At 47.2% G+C, this 14,856-nt stretch carries 11 protein-coding genes; 8 read left to right on the top strand and 3 right to left on the bottom strand.

Annotated elements, in window-relative coordinates; all coding sequences use genetic code 11:
• Window positions 1–91: 91 nt before the first annotated feature.
• The 5 genes from MSA64_RS00960 (at window position 92) to trmL (ending at window position 5,974) form a co-directional block, all read left to right on the top strand.
• Entirely contained in the window at window positions 92–1,843 is a 1,752-nt protein-coding gene (locus tag MSA64_RS00960) for a B12-binding domain-containing radical SAM protein (protein ID WP_154431715.1), read from the top strand.
• A 117-nt stretch (window positions 1,844–1,960) separates the two neighbouring features.
• Entirely contained in the window at window positions 1,961–2,689 is a 729-nt protein-coding gene (locus MSA64_RS00955) for a 3'-5' exonuclease (protein WP_117524792.1), read from the top strand.
• A 127-nt stretch (window positions 2,690–2,816) separates the two neighbouring features.
• Complete coding sequence (locus MSA64_RS00950; protein ID WP_154431716.1) at window positions 2,817–4,460, top strand: VanW family protein; 1,644 nt, start codon at window positions 2,817–2,819, stop codon at window positions 4,458–4,460.
• A gap of 20 nt (window positions 4,461–4,480) precedes the next feature.
• Complete coding sequence (locus MSA64_RS00945; protein WP_287890167.1) at window positions 4,481–5,467, top strand: AIR synthase family protein; 987 nt, start codon at window positions 4,481–4,483, stop codon at window positions 5,465–5,467.
• Window positions 5,468–5,473: 6 nt separating this feature from the next.
• A complete protein-coding gene (gene trmL, locus MSA64_RS00940) occupies window positions 5,474–5,974 on the top strand; it encodes a tRNA (uridine(34)/cytosine(34)/5-carboxymethylaminomethyluridine(34)-2'-O)-methyltransferase TrmL (protein ID WP_022171672.1) in 501 nt (166 codons plus the stop codon).
• A 29-nt stretch (window positions 5,975–6,003) separates the two neighbouring features.
• Here trmL and MSA64_RS00935 read toward each other — a convergent pair whose 3' ends face one another.
• The 3 genes from MSA64_RS00935 to MSA64_RS00925 are packed head-to-tail and all read right to left on the bottom strand — an operon-like array spanning window position 6,004 to window position 10,547.
• A complete protein-coding gene (locus MSA64_RS00935; protein WP_154431718.1) occupies window positions 6,004–7,422 on the bottom strand; it encodes a HAMP domain-containing sensor histidine kinase in 1,419 nt (472 codons plus the stop codon).
• Complete coding sequence (locus MSA64_RS00930; RefSeq protein ID WP_022171674.1) at window positions 7,422–8,123, bottom strand: response regulator transcription factor; 702 nt, start codon at window positions 8,121–8,123, stop codon at window positions 7,422–7,424. Before MSA64_RS00930 ends, MSA64_RS00935 begins: the two co-directional genes overlap by 1 nt.
• 45 nt (window positions 8,124–8,168) lie before the next feature.
• On the bottom strand, window positions 8,169–10,547 hold the full coding sequence (locus MSA64_RS00925; protein ID WP_287890166.1) for an endonuclease MutS2: 2,379 nt from the start codon (window positions 10,545–10,547) through the stop codon (window positions 8,169–8,171).
• 240 nt (window positions 10,548–10,787) lie between these two features.
• On the opposite strand from MSA64_RS00925, the gene MSA64_RS00920 reads away from it, so the two are divergent.
• The 3 genes from MSA64_RS00920 to rlmD all read left to right on the top strand — a co-directional run bounded on the left by MSA64_RS00920 (window position 10,788) and on the right by rlmD (window position 14,835).
• A complete protein-coding gene (locus tag MSA64_RS00920; protein WP_277663666.1) occupies window positions 10,788–12,092 on the top strand; it encodes a S1C family serine protease in 1,305 nt (434 codons plus the stop codon).
• A 133-nt stretch (window positions 12,093–12,225) separates the two neighbouring features.
• Window positions 12,226–13,170: a 3'-5' exoribonuclease YhaM family protein gene (locus MSA64_RS00915; RefSeq protein ID WP_022171677.1), complete on the top strand. Its 945-nt coding sequence runs from the start codon at window positions 12,226–12,228 to the stop codon at window positions 13,168–13,170.
• Between the two features lie 15 nt (window positions 13,171–13,185).
• Window positions 13,186–14,835 carry a 23S rRNA (uracil(1939)-C(5))-methyltransferase RlmD gene (gene rlmD, locus MSA64_RS00910; protein ID WP_287890160.1) on the top strand — a complete coding sequence of 550 codons (1,650 nt, stop codon included), beginning with the start codon at window positions 13,186–13,188 and terminating at the stop codon, window positions 14,833–14,835.
• Window positions 14,836–14,856 lie beyond the last annotated feature (21 nt).

Here is a 14,856-nt window from a genome sequence, read left to right as displayed (position 1 = left end):
TTCATATATTTGTAAACAGGGAACGGCGAGTGACTATTGAGATAACCGGAAAGATACAGTATAATAAGAGCCATTCGGAGGTTATAATGCAATGGCAGAAAGAAAACATATATTGCTGGCAGCAATCAATGCAAAATATATCCATTCCAATCTGGCGGTATACAGCTTAAAGGCGTATGCGAAAAAATATCAGAATCAGATTGGCCTGGCGGAGTATACGATCAATCAGAATCCGGATGATATTTTAAAGGGGATTTATCGCGATCATCCGGAGGTCCTGTGCATTTCCTGCTATATCTGGAATATTTCCTATGTGAGGAATCTGATCCGGGAAGTGCATAAGGTGCTTCCTGACACAGCCATCTGGCTGGGAGGACCGGAAGTGTCCTATGATGCGCGGAAGGTGCTGGAGGAGCATCCGGAAGTGACAGGTGTGATGAAAGGGGAAGGGGAAGTGACTTTCCTGGAGCTGGCGGGCTTTTATCTGGAAGGCATCTCAGAACTGGCGAAGATTGAGGGAATTACCTACAGGGACGGGGATCAGATCCAGGAGAATCCCTGGAGAGGAATCACGGATCTGAGTACGATTCCGTTTGTCTACAAAGATCTGAAAAAATTCGAAAACCGTATCATTTATTACGAGTCGAGCAGGGGCTGTCCGTTCTCCTGCAGCTACTGTCTCTCCTCGATCGACAAGAAACTGCGGTTCCGGGATCTTGAACTGGTCAAAGAGGAATTACAGTTTTTCCTGGATCATAACGTGCCACAGGTAAAATTCGTGGATCGGACTTTTAACTGTAAACACGATCATGCGATGGCGATCTGGAAGTACCTGATCGCTCACGACAACGGGATCACGAATTTTCATTTTGAGGTGGCAGCGGATCTGTTAAATGAGGAAGAGATCGCACTGATTCGCACGATGCGTCCGGGAATGATCCAGCTGGAGATCGGTGTGCAGTCGACGAATCCGGATACGATCCGGGAGATCCACCGGAAAATGGATTTTTCTCAGGTATCCGAGGTGGTGACACGGGTGCAGGAAGGACATAACGTACATCAGCACCTGGATCTGATCGCGGGTCTTCCATATGAAGACTATGATTCGTTTGGAAAATCATTCTGTGATGTCTATCAGCTGCGGCCGCAGCAGCTGCAGCTGGGATTTCTGAAAGTGTTAAAGGGATCCTTTATGTATCAGGCGGCGCCGGAGTACGGTTGTGTATGTCAGAGCCGGGAGCCTTACGAGGTGCTGTATACCAGGTGGCTGCCATATGATGACGTTCTGCGACTGAAACTGGTGGAAGAGATGGTGGAAGTCTATTATAATAGTAATCAGTTCGGAAAAACCCTGCGTGCGATAGAAAAATTATTTGACAATCCATTTGCACTGTATGAGGCTCTGGGAGCATTTTATGATAAGAAGGGGTATATGGATATTCCGCATACCAGGATCCGCCGATACGAGATTTTACAGGAATTCCTGCAGGAATATGTAGATGAGGAGCAGATGGAATATTACCGGCAGCTGATGATCTGTGATCTGTATGCGAGAGAAAATATGAAAACCAGACCGGCATGGGCAAAGGATCTGAAAGCGTATAAGAGAGACATCCGGGAGTTTTATCTGAAGGAAGAAGAGACACATGAGTATCTGCCGGAGTATGAAGGATATGATGAGAAACAGCTGGCGCGTATGACCCATCTGGAGCGGATGGACTACGATCCGGATACCGGAGTGAGCGAGCCGTGCTGGATCCTGTTTGATTACCGGAGCAGGGATGTACTGACGTACGATGCGAAAATGGTAAAATTATCATTGGTTGACATAATGCAAAAATAATTACCTGTTGACTGGCAGGGAAAAACGGATGACAGATGAGCAGAAGTATGTTTTCCGGTACAGGGAGCAGTTAGTAGGAGAAGACGAAGGGTAAGAGAGAAAGGAAAAGAAAATACGATGGAAAAAACAGCATGTCCGTCCAGCTATGTGGTTGTGGATCTGGAGACCACTGGGTTGTATCCGTCTCAGGACCGGATCCTGGAGATCGGAGCGGTCAAGGTTCTGGACGGAGAGGTGGCAGATACCTTTTGTATGTTTGCAGATCCGCAGATGAAGATTCCGGAGAAGATCCGGGAATTAACGGGAATTACACAGGAGATGGTAGCAGGACAGCCGACACCGGCAGAAGCAGTGCGTGCCTTTCTGGATTTCTGCGGGGAACTGGATCTGATGGGACACAACCTGATCTTTGATTACAGCTTTCTGAAGCATCAGGCGGCGGATCAGAAGATTCCTTTTGAAAAAAATGGAATTGATACTCTGAAGATCGCAAGAACGCTGCTTCCGGATCTGGAGAGCAGGAGCCTGACGAATCTGTGCGGGTATTTTCAGATCGACCGGGCACATGCGCACCGGGCGTATCACGACGCACTGGCAACCCATGAACTGTATCAACATCTGATACGGATCGCAGGAGAAGGGCAGGAGCGGATCTTTCAGCCGAAACAGTTACAGTATAAGGTAAAACGACGCGGTCCGATCACACCGGCACAAAAAGCATACTTGAATGATCTGGTGAAATATCATAAAATAGAACTGGATGTGTCTGTTGACAGCTTAACGAAAAATGAGGCATCCAGGAAAATCGATACGATTATTGCCCGGTACGGGCGCATGAAGAGGTGAATGAAAAATGAATATGTGGAAGAAAAACAGAAGGCAGATTGTAGCGGGAATTATCGCAGTTATACTGGTACTTGCGATGGTGGTTCCGATGGTTTTGGAAGTAATGTTATAAGGGATTGACATACAGATGAAGAAGAAAATAATGGCGGCCCTGCTGGCGGGAGTCATGCTGTTACAGCAGCCTGTCAGCGGATGGTGCGCACAGAATACAGAGCTCACACAGAAGTCAGAGGCAAGGCAGGAGAGTGAAAGCAGTGAGGATACGGCTGACGGAAGTGAGGATGACAAAGAGGCTACCGGAACAGCTGCTGCAGATGACGGAGAAAACAGTCAGGAAGAAGACAGCGAAGATGTGCCGACACTGCAGGCAGAGACGGATGAAGTCACACTCGATACCGGTACCTCGGACAATGCGCCCGAGGGACAGCGGAAGATTCTGGATCATATTTACGCGGAAAGTGTGGATCTGTCCGGTATGACGCAAGAAGAGGCACAGGAAGCGCTGCAGACCCGAGTGGATGAGATTACAGGTTATCAGATCGTTCTTCATATGGATGATATGTCCACCGGTGTGACAGCAAAAGAACTGGGTGTTACCGGGGATAATGACGGCACGATCCGGCAGGCGATGGATGTGGGACAGGTCGGCAATGTCATCAAACGATATAAGGTGAAAAAAGCACTGGAACAGGAAAATCTGCAGCTGGATCTTTCTTATCAGGTAGATGAGGAGAGTGTGAGGAAGGCACTGGAGACCTATTGTGTAGCGTTGAACCGTGAAGTGGTGAATTATGAGCTGACCAGAGAAAATGGTGAGTTCAAGATCACCAACGGTGCGCGTGGAGTTACCTTGAATGAGGATGGTTCTGTGGATAAAGTGATGGATTATCTGGAGCATGTGTGGAAAGATGGTCCGGGAAGTGTGGATCTGGATGTGGAGATCACAGAGCCGAAAGGATCCCAGGAAGAACTGGCGAAAGTAAAGGATGTACTGGGACAGGGAGTCACCGATTATTCCGCCAGCAGCGCAGCCAGAGCGACGAATGTAAAAAACGGTACTTCCAAACTGAACGGGAAAGTTCTCTATCCTGGAGAGGAGATTTCCGTCTGTGACAATATGGTACCGTTTACTGAAGAAAATGGATATGAACCGGCCGCATCATATGCGAATGGTACGGTAGTGGAATCTTTTGGAGGAGGTATCTGCCAGGTATCTACAACCTTATATCAGGCAGTATTACAGGCAGAACTGGAAGTGACAGAGCGACATAATCATTCCATGATCGTCAAATATGTAGAACCGTCCATGGATGCGGCAATTGCAGAAGGTGCAAAGGATTTCCGGTTTGTGAATAATACGGAAGCACCGATTTATATTGAAGGATATACCTACGGAGGAAAGATTTATTTTACTCTGTATGGAGAGGAATATCGTCCTGCAGACCGAAAAGTGACCTATGAAAGTGAAACGCTGGAGACTATTGATCCGACGACCGAACTGACTGCAGATCCGGAGAAAGCCTTTGGAAGTATGGAACAGATCCAGAGTGCCCATACCGGATACAAGGCAAAACTGTGGAAAATTGTCACGGAGAATGGGGAACAGGTCAGCAAAGAAGAAGTAAATAACAGTTATTATCAGATGACGCCAAATAAATACAAAGTCGGTGTAAAAACCAGCAATGCGGAAGCGTCCAGCGCCATGTATACAGCAATTGCAAACAACGATCTGAATCAGGTCTATGTGGTACTGAACCAGTATGGCGGCTGACAGATGCGGAGGAGAAAATCATGAAGATAGGAAAACTGCCGGAACCGGTATTGATCCGTTCGGTATTAAAACAGGTAAAACACAGAAGAGAGGAAGTACTGGTCGGTCCGGCGGTAGGGCAGGACTGCGCCGCTCTTGAGGTAGGTGAAGATGAAGTTCTGGTGATGTCCACGGATCCGATTACGGGAACCGCAAAGGATCTGGGACATCACAGCATCCATATCACGGCAAATGATCTTGCGGCAGCCGGTGCAGATCCGGTGGGAGTGATGCTGACTGTAATGCTCCCGGATACCGTTGAAGAGCCGGAGATCCGGAAAATGATGCAGGATGCGGAAGAAACCTGTGAAAAACTGCATATGGAGATCCTGGGCGGGCATACGGAGATCACCAACGTGGTAAAGCAGCCGTTGATCTCCGTAACCGGTGTTGGCAAGATGAAAAAAAAGAATCTGCGCACGGTATCCCAGATCCGTCCGGATCAGGATATCATCGTGACCAAATGGATCGGTCTGGAAGCAACGACGATTCTCGCAAAAGAAAAAGAAGATGAACTCAAAAAAAGATTTCCGGCTGTTCTGATTGATACAGCAAAAGATTTTGACCAGTATCTGTCCGTGGTACCGGAGTCACGGATCGCCGTGGAACATGGTGTATCCTCTATGCATGATATCACCGAGGGCGGGGTCTTCGGTGCGTTCTGGGAGATGGCGAACGGAGCCGGTGTCGGTCTGGAAGTGGATCTGAAGAAGATCCCGATCCGCCAGGAGACCGTGGAGATCTGTAACTATTTTGGGGTCAACCCCTACCAGATCATGTCCAGCGGTTCCATGATGATCGCGGCAGATGATGGTCACGAACTGGTGAGAAAACTGGAACAGGCAGGCATCCATGCCGTTGTGGTAGGTCGTACCAACAACGGGAACGACCGAATCCTTCGAAATGGTGAGGATGTCCGATATCTGGACAAACCGCAGCCGGATGAGTTATACAAAGTAATGGGGTAAGAGAATATGGCAAAGTTAAATATTGTTCTTTATGAGCCGGAGATCCCGTCCAATACAGGAAATATCGGACGTACCTGTGTGGCGACAGGTACGAGGCTGCATCTGATCGAGCCGCTGGGCTTCCGGTTAAATGAAAAATCAATCAAACGTGCAGGGATGGATTACTGGGATGACCTGGATGTCACCCGGTATATCGATTATCAGGATTTTCTGGAGAAAAATCCCGGTGCCAAGATCTATATGGCATCGACAAAAGCACCGCAGACCTATACAGAAGTGCAGTATGAGGAAGATGCCTACATTATGTTTGGAAAAGAAAGCGGCGGGATTCCGGAGGAGATTTTACTGGAAAACCAGGAGACTGCGATCCGTATCCCGATGATGAACGATATCCGTTCGCTGAATCTGAGTAATTCCGTAGCGATCGTACTCTACGAGGCGCTGAGACAGCACAATTTTGATCATATGCAGCTGGGTGGTCATCTGACCAGATATGAGTGGAAATAAAGAAAGACAGGATAAAAAAAGCAGGGGAATCAGCTCGTTCCCCTGCTTTTTTCTAATGTAAAGATGAATTCGGTACCGACCCCTTCAGTACTGATAACATTGATATTCTGATTGTGTGCGGCAACGATCTCGCGGACAATAGATAGTCCGAGCCCGGTACCTTTGCGGTCTTTGCCACGGGAAGAATCAATCTTATAAAAACGATCCCAGATTTTATTTTGTTTTTCTCTGGGTATACCCACACCGGAGTCTTTTATGGATACGAAAACTGTACCATGACGTTCGGAAGTTTCTGCCTTGATGATGGAGCTGTCTGAACTGAATTTGATGGCGTTATCGATCAGATTGTACAGTACCTGCTGGATCTGTTCCATATCGGCGTGTACCATCAGAGTTTCTGATTCCAGATGCAGTTCAATGGTAATCATCTTTTTACGGCAGATCCCCTCAAAAGTGGCTACTGTATTTTTGATCGTACGGTTGATATCAAAGTCGTTCATATGCAAAGGACGCCCTTTGGAGTCCAGTTTATCCAGGGTCAGAAGACTCTGGGTCAGCTTTTCCAGACGCTCGGTCTCATCAACCACGATTTTCAGATAACGATCTTGCATCTCAGGTGGAATCGTTCCGTCCATGATCGCTTCCACAAAACCCTTGATTGAAGTAAGGGGGGAGCGAAAATCATGGGAGACATTGGCTACGAATTTGTGCTGATATTCTCGCGATTTGCTCAGTTCTCCGGACATATAGTTCAGGGTATCGGCCAGGTAGCCCATTTCATCATTGGTTGTGACAGGAATGTTATAATCCAGATTTCCTGCTGCATATTCGTTGGCTCCTGCGGTGATTTTCTTCAGCGACCGGTATACGGAATGAGAAAACAGACCAAGAATCATGAGAGAACAAAGCAGCAGGATCGCAAACACGATATGGACCGGACCGAGAACGGATTCTTTCTGATCAATGATCACGGTCATCGGAAGATGAATCGATACATACCCTTTGGTGGTCAGGTTTTTCGTGATAGGAACCAGTGTGCTGACCATATTTTCCTTAAAATATCCATGAAAAGTACCTGTAATATAATTGTCTGATCCCATGATCGCAGGATCAAAGTCTTTAAGCGAGCTTTGTGCCATTGCAGTGTATGGTTTGCCGGTATCAATCAATGGCTGTCCGGACGGGTTCAGAATCAGGATCCGGGAATCCTGAAAAGCAGAGAGGGTCTTTAGCTGATTATAGGCAGCTTCCACATCTGCATTGTCTGAATAATCCGTATTTGCCTGATAGGAGGCGAGAGAAATCGCTTCTTTGTACAGGGCGGCTCCGGTGTCTTCCAGAATATGTTTCTGGATCAGGGAAGATCCAAGCGTAGAGATTAACACCGTTCCGAGAATACCGAGAAAAATATAGGCTGTGATAAATTTGGAATACAGTGTTTGTTTCATCAGGATTTAACCTCAAATTTGTAACCGATGCCCCATACAGTACTGATCGACCAGGACGGATGATCTTTGATCTTTTCACGCAGTCTCTTGATATGTACGTCTACGGTACGGGTATCGCCGATGTATTCATATCCCCAGATATGATCCAGAAGCTGTTCTCTGGTAAATACCTGATTAGGTGAGGAAGCGAGAAAATACAGAAGTTCCAGTTCCTTTGGCGGCATGTCGATGGTCATCCCCTGATAGATAACGGAATAGTTGGTCAGATTGATGATCAGATCCGGATATTCCACGTATTTTCCGGCAGGTGCCGACGGAGCGGAAGGGGCAGGCTGGAAACGGCGGAGAACCGCTTTGACCCTGGCTACCAGTTCTTTGGAATCGAAAGGTTTGATCATATAATCGTCAGCACCCAGTTCCAGGCCGAGCACCTTATCAAAAACTTCTCCTTTTGCAGAGAGCATGATGATCGGTACATTGGATTTGTGGCGAATCTCTCTGCAGACCTGATAGCCGTCCATACCGGGAAGCATCAGATCCAGGAGGATCAGGTTCGGCTGAAAGGAAGGAAATGCACTCAAAGCTTCCTCCCCGTCGTTGACAATCTTACACTCAAAACATTCTTTGGTAAGATAAAGAGATATCAGTTCGGCGATGTTGTTGTCATCGTCTACAATCATTATTTTCTGTTTGGATACCATAAAAACTCCTTGTTGTAGCGGGATATTACCTACTGAATAGTTATTTTATTTCTTGAAATTTACAATCGTAACACCGGCATCTCCCTCGCCAAATTCTGCAAGATGGAAGGAAGAGACATATTTTACCCGGCGCAGATAGTTATGGATGCCCTTCCGCAGGGCTCCGGTACCTTTTCCGTGAACGACACGGACACTTGGAATATGTGCCAGATATGCATCATCCAGATACTTATCCAGTTCCGCGATGGCTTCGTCGACGGTGCGGCCAAGCAGGTTGATCTCGATGCCGACGGATGAAGATTTTGACATCTTGATCTTCCCGGCGCTGGTGCGCTGCATATTCGGTGCGGAGATCACGGTTTCTTCCTGTAACAGTACCAGATCGGAGATATGGATCTTGGATCGCATGATACCCATCTGTACCAGAAGATAACCTTTGGCATCCGGGAGGGTGCTTACCGTTCCTTTGAGATTCAGACTCAGTACTTTCACACCATCGCCCAGATGCAGATCGGAAGGCTTCAGATTACCTGTGACCTTCTTTTCTTTCCTGGACATATTGCTTTCGACTTTGTTCATCTTCTTACGGAGATCCTGTCGTTTATTTTCCATTTCTTTGATGGAAATATTGGCTTTTCCGAATTTGTTAAAGTCTTTGATCGTCTGATCCGCATATTCTTTTGCATCACGGAGGATTGTATGTGCCTGCTCGTTGGCTTCCCGGAGGATCCGGTCACGCTGCTGATTCAGTTTTTCCTGCTTGGTCTCCAGCTGTTTTTTCAGATCTTCGACTTCGATCTTGTAGCGGGCAATCTCCATGCGTTCTTTTTCGATGGTGATACGGTTTTCTTCCAGGGTGGAGATCACATCCTCGAAGGACTCGTCTTCCTGGCTGATCTGTTTTTTTGCATCATCGATAATATACGATGGCAGTCCCAGCTTACTGGAAATGGCAAAGGCATTACTCTTTCCGGGAACACCGATCAGTAAGCGGTAGGTAGGACGAAGCGTTTCCACATCAAATTCACAGGAAGCATTTTCCACACCCGGTGTGGAGAGTGCGTACACTTTCAACTCACTGTAATGCGTGGTTGCCATAGCACGGATGCCCTGTTTTTGCAGATAGTTCAGAATCGAGATTGCCAGTGCGGCACCTTCCGTCGGGTCGGTACCGGCACCCAGTTCATCGAAGAGAACGAGGGACTTCGGATCGGCCTTTTCGATAAAGGAAACCACATTGGTCATATGGGAGGAGAAGGTACTGAGTGACTGTTCGATACTCTGTTCATCTCCGATATCCGCATATACCTCCTCAAAAACAGATAATTCAGAACGATCCAGTGCAGGAATATGAAGACCTGCCTGACCCATCAGAGTCAGAAGCCCGACGGTTTTTAAGGAAACAGTTTTTCCACCGGTATTCGGACCGGTAACGATGAGCAGATGAAATTCTTTTCCAAGATGGATATCGATCGGAACAACCTTTTTCTTGTCGATCAGTGGGTGACGGCCTTTGCGGATGTTGATATAGCCTTTGGTATTAAAGATCGGTCGTGTGGCATTCATATCCATGGCAAGGGCAGCGCGGGCAAAGATAAAGTCCAGTTCTACCAGATTTTCCAGGTTATAGCGGAGATTTTCACGTTCCTGGGCAGCCATGTTACTTAAAGAAGCCAGGATGACTTCAATCTCTGCCGCTTCTTTCATCTCCAGATCACGGATCTCATTGTTCAGTTTTACGATCGCCATCGGTTCGATAAAGAGGGTGGAACCGGTGGAAGACTGATCATGGATCATACCAGGTACCTGGCTTTTGTATTCGGCTTTGACCGGGATACAGTAGCGGCCGTTTCGCATGGTGATCACAGCGTCCTGCAGATATGTTCTTGCGGAGCCGTTGACCATACCGGCAAGCTGTGTATGAATGCGTTCTCCGGTCACTTTCATCGAACGGCGGATCTGTTTTAAGGTTGCGCTTGCATCATCGGCGATCTCGTCTTCGGAGAGGATGCATCGACGAATCTCTGTATTTAACAGCGGCAGAGGTTCCAGGGCATCGAAAAGATCATCCAGAGAGTCCCTCTGTTCATTTTCTTTTTCACGGCGGCCGTAAGATTTTACCCGGGAGGTATTATCCAGAAGGGCACAGATCTGCAACAGTTCTGTGATCCCCAGGGTACTTCCGATCTCAAGGCGTTTCAGGGAACCGCGGATATCTTTGGCACTGCCGAAGTTAATGTTTCCTTTCTGAAACAGACGGGACAGGGCATCCTGAGTCTGTTCCTGCTTATATTCAATCTCTCCTGGTGAACAGGAAGGAAGAAGATCCTCGCAGCGGATCTTTCCGAGAGGGGAAGAAGCATGGGCTGCAAGCATCTCGATGATTTTGGTATATTCCAGTGTTTTTAAAGCTTTGTTATTCATAATGTTATATCCTTTCTATACGCCTTATTCTACTCTATCTGAGAAGGAAAAGAAAGGCAAAAAGCCGGGCAGCAAAAAGTTTTTTCGGTATGTCATAAAATGTTCATATATATTTGATAAAATATTAAGGAAATTCTCAGGCAGCAGCCGTTTTTCCATTGTGTTACGGAAAAGCAGAGTTCAAAACACAGGGAAAAACGGTGCAGTTACAGTTGGAGTCAGAGACAGGAGACTAAGTGTATGGATAAAAAGAATGATCACAAGCAGGACGAATACGATTTTTACCGGGAAGTGATGAAAAAGAAGCCTCTGGATAAACGAAAAATCGCGGTGAGTGCGGCAGGAGTGGCAGCAGGAGCGGTATTGTTCGGTGTGATTGCGGCATTTGTATTTGTAAAGTCGGTGCCTTATTTCCGACCGGAGGAAGAACAGCCGAGAGTGAATATCGTGGAGGGAGCATCGACGGACGGGGGCGAAGAAAATACTCCTCAGCAGGAGATACCGGAAGAAGAAAGCGGAGATGCGCCGACCGATGAAAATGATACAACAGACACGGAGACACAAAAAGAGCCGCTGACTCTGCAGGAATATTCGGATCTGTATCAGCAGATTTCAGAGGCAGCCAGTGAGCCGAAAAGTTCTGTAGTTGTGGTACAGGGATTTACCAACGATGTGGACTGGATGAATAATTCCTTTGAAAACGAAAAGCAGGCCTCCGGCTTTCTGGTGGCAGATACGGGAAAAGAATACTACGTGCTGACAGAATACCGGGTGGTGGATACGGTGGACCGGATTCTTGTGACCTTCTGTGATGGCAATACGGTAGACGGGCATTTTCTCAAACAGGATGAGGCTACCGGACTTGCAGTGATCAAGATTTCCAGAAATGATCTCAGCAAAGAGACAAGAGATGTGATTGCAGTGGGTGAACTGGGAAGCGCATCTTCGGTGAATCAGGGAGATCTGGTACTGGCACTGGGAAGTCCGTCCGGTTATCCGGATTCAGTAGTCTGCGGCCGGGTGACTTCCACAACAAATGTGAAAAGTACGGTGGACAGTGAATATCATCTGTTTACGACGGATATTATGGGAAACAGCGAGGGAAGCGGGGTTCTGGTCAATCTGGACGGAAAGATCGTGGGTGTGATCGCGCAGTCTTTTTCCGGGGAGGCGGATACCGGGGTGGTGACGGCATTATCAATCTCGGATCTCCGGAAACTGATTGAGCAACTGTCAAATAATGAAGATCTGATATACCTCGGTGTCCGGGGACAGGATATCAGCAGCAGTCTCTCACAGAAAACCGGAATTCCTACAGGTATTTATGTAAACTCCGTGGAGGAAGATTCTCCGGCGATGAACGCTGGGATCCAGAACGGAGATGTGATCGTGAAAGTGGGAAATGAAAGTGTCGAGACGCTGTCGAGACTGCGAACACGCCTGGATCAGTCGAAAAAGGATCAGAAGATCAAAGTGACGGCGATGCGAAAAGGTGCGGAAGGATATGTGGAAATAGTGTTTGACGTAACGCTGGATGCGTTATAAACTATAAAAGAATCTGTAAAAAAAGAATAGTGAGATAAAACATGTGGTATAGGGGCGATGGCTTTCTATACCACAAAACTTCTGCGGAGTTTTCACTGACAGAAAATCAGGCAGAAAGACGGAAGGAGATTATATGAAATTTATTCAGGAATTTTTTGAGGGATGCCGGGTGTCCGGAATTTACCTTTGCAAACATAAACAGGCAGCAGTGACAAAAAACGGAAAACCATATGAAAATGTGATTCTGCAGGACAAGACCGGGACAATCGATGCCAAGATCTGGGATCCGAATTCGCTGGGGATTGATGATTTTGAAACACTGGATTATATTGAAATCATGGGAGATGTCACCAATTTTGCAGGTGCACTGCAGCTGAACATCAAGCGTGCAAGAAAAGCCCGTGAGGGAGAGTACGATCCCACAGATTATCTTCCGGTGAGCAAATGTGATATCGACGAGATGTACGGAGAACTGATGGCGATTATCAAAACCATCCAAAATCCATACCTGTCCCGTCTGTTAGAACTGTTTTTTGTGGAGGATGAAGCATTCATCAAACGCTTCCGCTTCAATTCCGCAGCCAAGACAGTACACCACGGTTTTGTGGGCGGACTGCTGGAGCATACGTTAAATGTGACCAAACTCTGCGATTTTTATACGAAAGCCTACCCTGCACTGAACCGCGACCTGCTTCTGACCGCAGCAATCTTTCATGATATCGGAAAGACGAAAGAAATTTCTGCATTTCCGATGAATGATTATACCGATGACGGACAGTTGCTGGGCCATATTATGATTGGAGCGGAGATGCTCCACGATGCGATCCGTGAGATCCCGGATTTCCCGGCAAAAGTGGAGAGTGAGTTAAAGCACTGCATCCTGGCGCACCATGGAGAACTGGAATACGGTTCCCCGAAGAAACCGGCACTGATGGAGGCGGCAGCGCTGAATATGGCAGACAACACGGATGCCAAGATGGAAACATTTACCGAGCTTTTCGACAATGCGAAAGATCCGAACGAATGGCTTGGCTACAACCGGCTGTTTGAATCAAATATCCGTAAAACCAGTATGTAAAGAAAGGGCAGATCCATGGAATACAAAAAGAATGATCTTCTGACTGTAACCATCGAGGATATGGGACATGACGGGGAAGGAATCGGAAAAGTGGACGGTTATACCGTATTTGTAAAAGACACAGTGATCGGCGATAAAGTACAGGCAAAGATCATGAAGGCGAAAAAAAATTACGGTTATGCCAGACTGGTGGAGATCATGGAGCCGTCGAAAGACCGGGTCGAGCCACGCTGTGCGTACGCCCGTCAGTGCGGCGGCTGCCAGATCCAGGCACTTTCTTATGAAAAACAGCTGGCATACAAACAGCAGAAGATTGAAAATAATCTGATCCGGATCGGCGGTTTTCAGAAAGAAGAGATTCCGATGCAGCCTATCATCGGCATGGAAGATCCGTACCATTACAGAAACAAAGCGCAGTTTCCGGTGGGATGCGACAAAGAAGGGCATCTGATCGCCGGATTCTATGCCGGAAGAACTCACTCGATCATCAGCAACAGGAAGTGCTATCTAGGCGTGGAGGTCAACGAACAGATTCTGAATCTGGTACTGGCGCATATGGAAGCGTATGATATTCCGGCCTATGATGAGATGACCGGGAAGGGTCTGGTGCGTCACGTACTGATCCGTTATGGATTCCAGTCGAAAGAGATTATGGTCTGCCTTGTTGTCAACGGCGGCTACATCCCGGAGGCGGAAGAACTGATCGCGAGGCTTTGCAAGATTCCGGGGATGACCAGTATTTCTCTGAATATCAACAGGGAAAAGACGAACGTGATTCTGGGGAGAAAAGGGAAACTTTTATGGGGCAAGGAATATATCACCGATACCATCGGACCGATCGCCTATCAGATTTCTCCGCAGTCTTTTTATCAGGTCAACCCGGTGCAGACACAGAAACTTTACGAAAAAGCACTGGAATACGCAGGTCTGGAAGGAAATGAGACGGTCTGGGATCTCTACTGCGGAATCGGAACCATCTCCCTCTTCCTAGCCCAGAAAGCCAAACAGGTCTACGGCGTGGAGATTGTCCCGGCTGCCATCGAGGATGCAAAACGAAATGCAACGCTGAATCATATCACGAATGCAGAATTCTTTGTAGGAAAAGCGGAAGAAGTGTTGCCGGAAAAATACGAAAAAGAAGGCATCTATGCGGATGTGATCGTGGTAGATCCGCCACGGAAAGGATGCGAAGAGAGCGTACTGGCTACGATGGTAAAGATGCAGCCGAAACGGATCGTGTACGTAAGTTGTGACTCTGCGACTCTGGCCCGGGATCTGAAATATCTGCGGGGGGAAGGATATGAAGTTAAGAAGGTGCAGGGGGTGGATCAGTTTCCTCATACGGTGCATGTGGAGACGGTATGTCTTTTGTCCAAACTCCATGAAGCGAAGCATCATGTGAATGTGACGATGGATATGGATGAGATGGATCTGACCAGTGCGGAGAGTAAGGCTACGTATGAGGAGATTAAGAAATATGTAGCTGTGCATAATGATGGAATGAAGGTGTCTAACCTTTATATTGCACAGGTACAAGCTAAGTATGGAATCATAGAGCGTGAGAACTATAATTTGCCTAAGTCGGAAGATACAAAGCATCCACAGTGTCCAAAAGAGAAAGAGGATGCGATTGTGGACGCATTGAGATTTTTTCGGATGATTTAAAAATGATAAGTTGGTGAAAGA

Source organism: Oliverpabstia sp., from assembly GCF_022785585.1.
GTDB lineage: Bacteria > Bacillota > Clostridia > Lachnospirales > Lachnospiraceae > Oliverpabstia > Oliverpabstia intestinalis.
The sequence above is the reverse complement of the archived record's forward strand: the minus strand, read 5'-3'. Positions and strand labels throughout refer to the sequence as shown.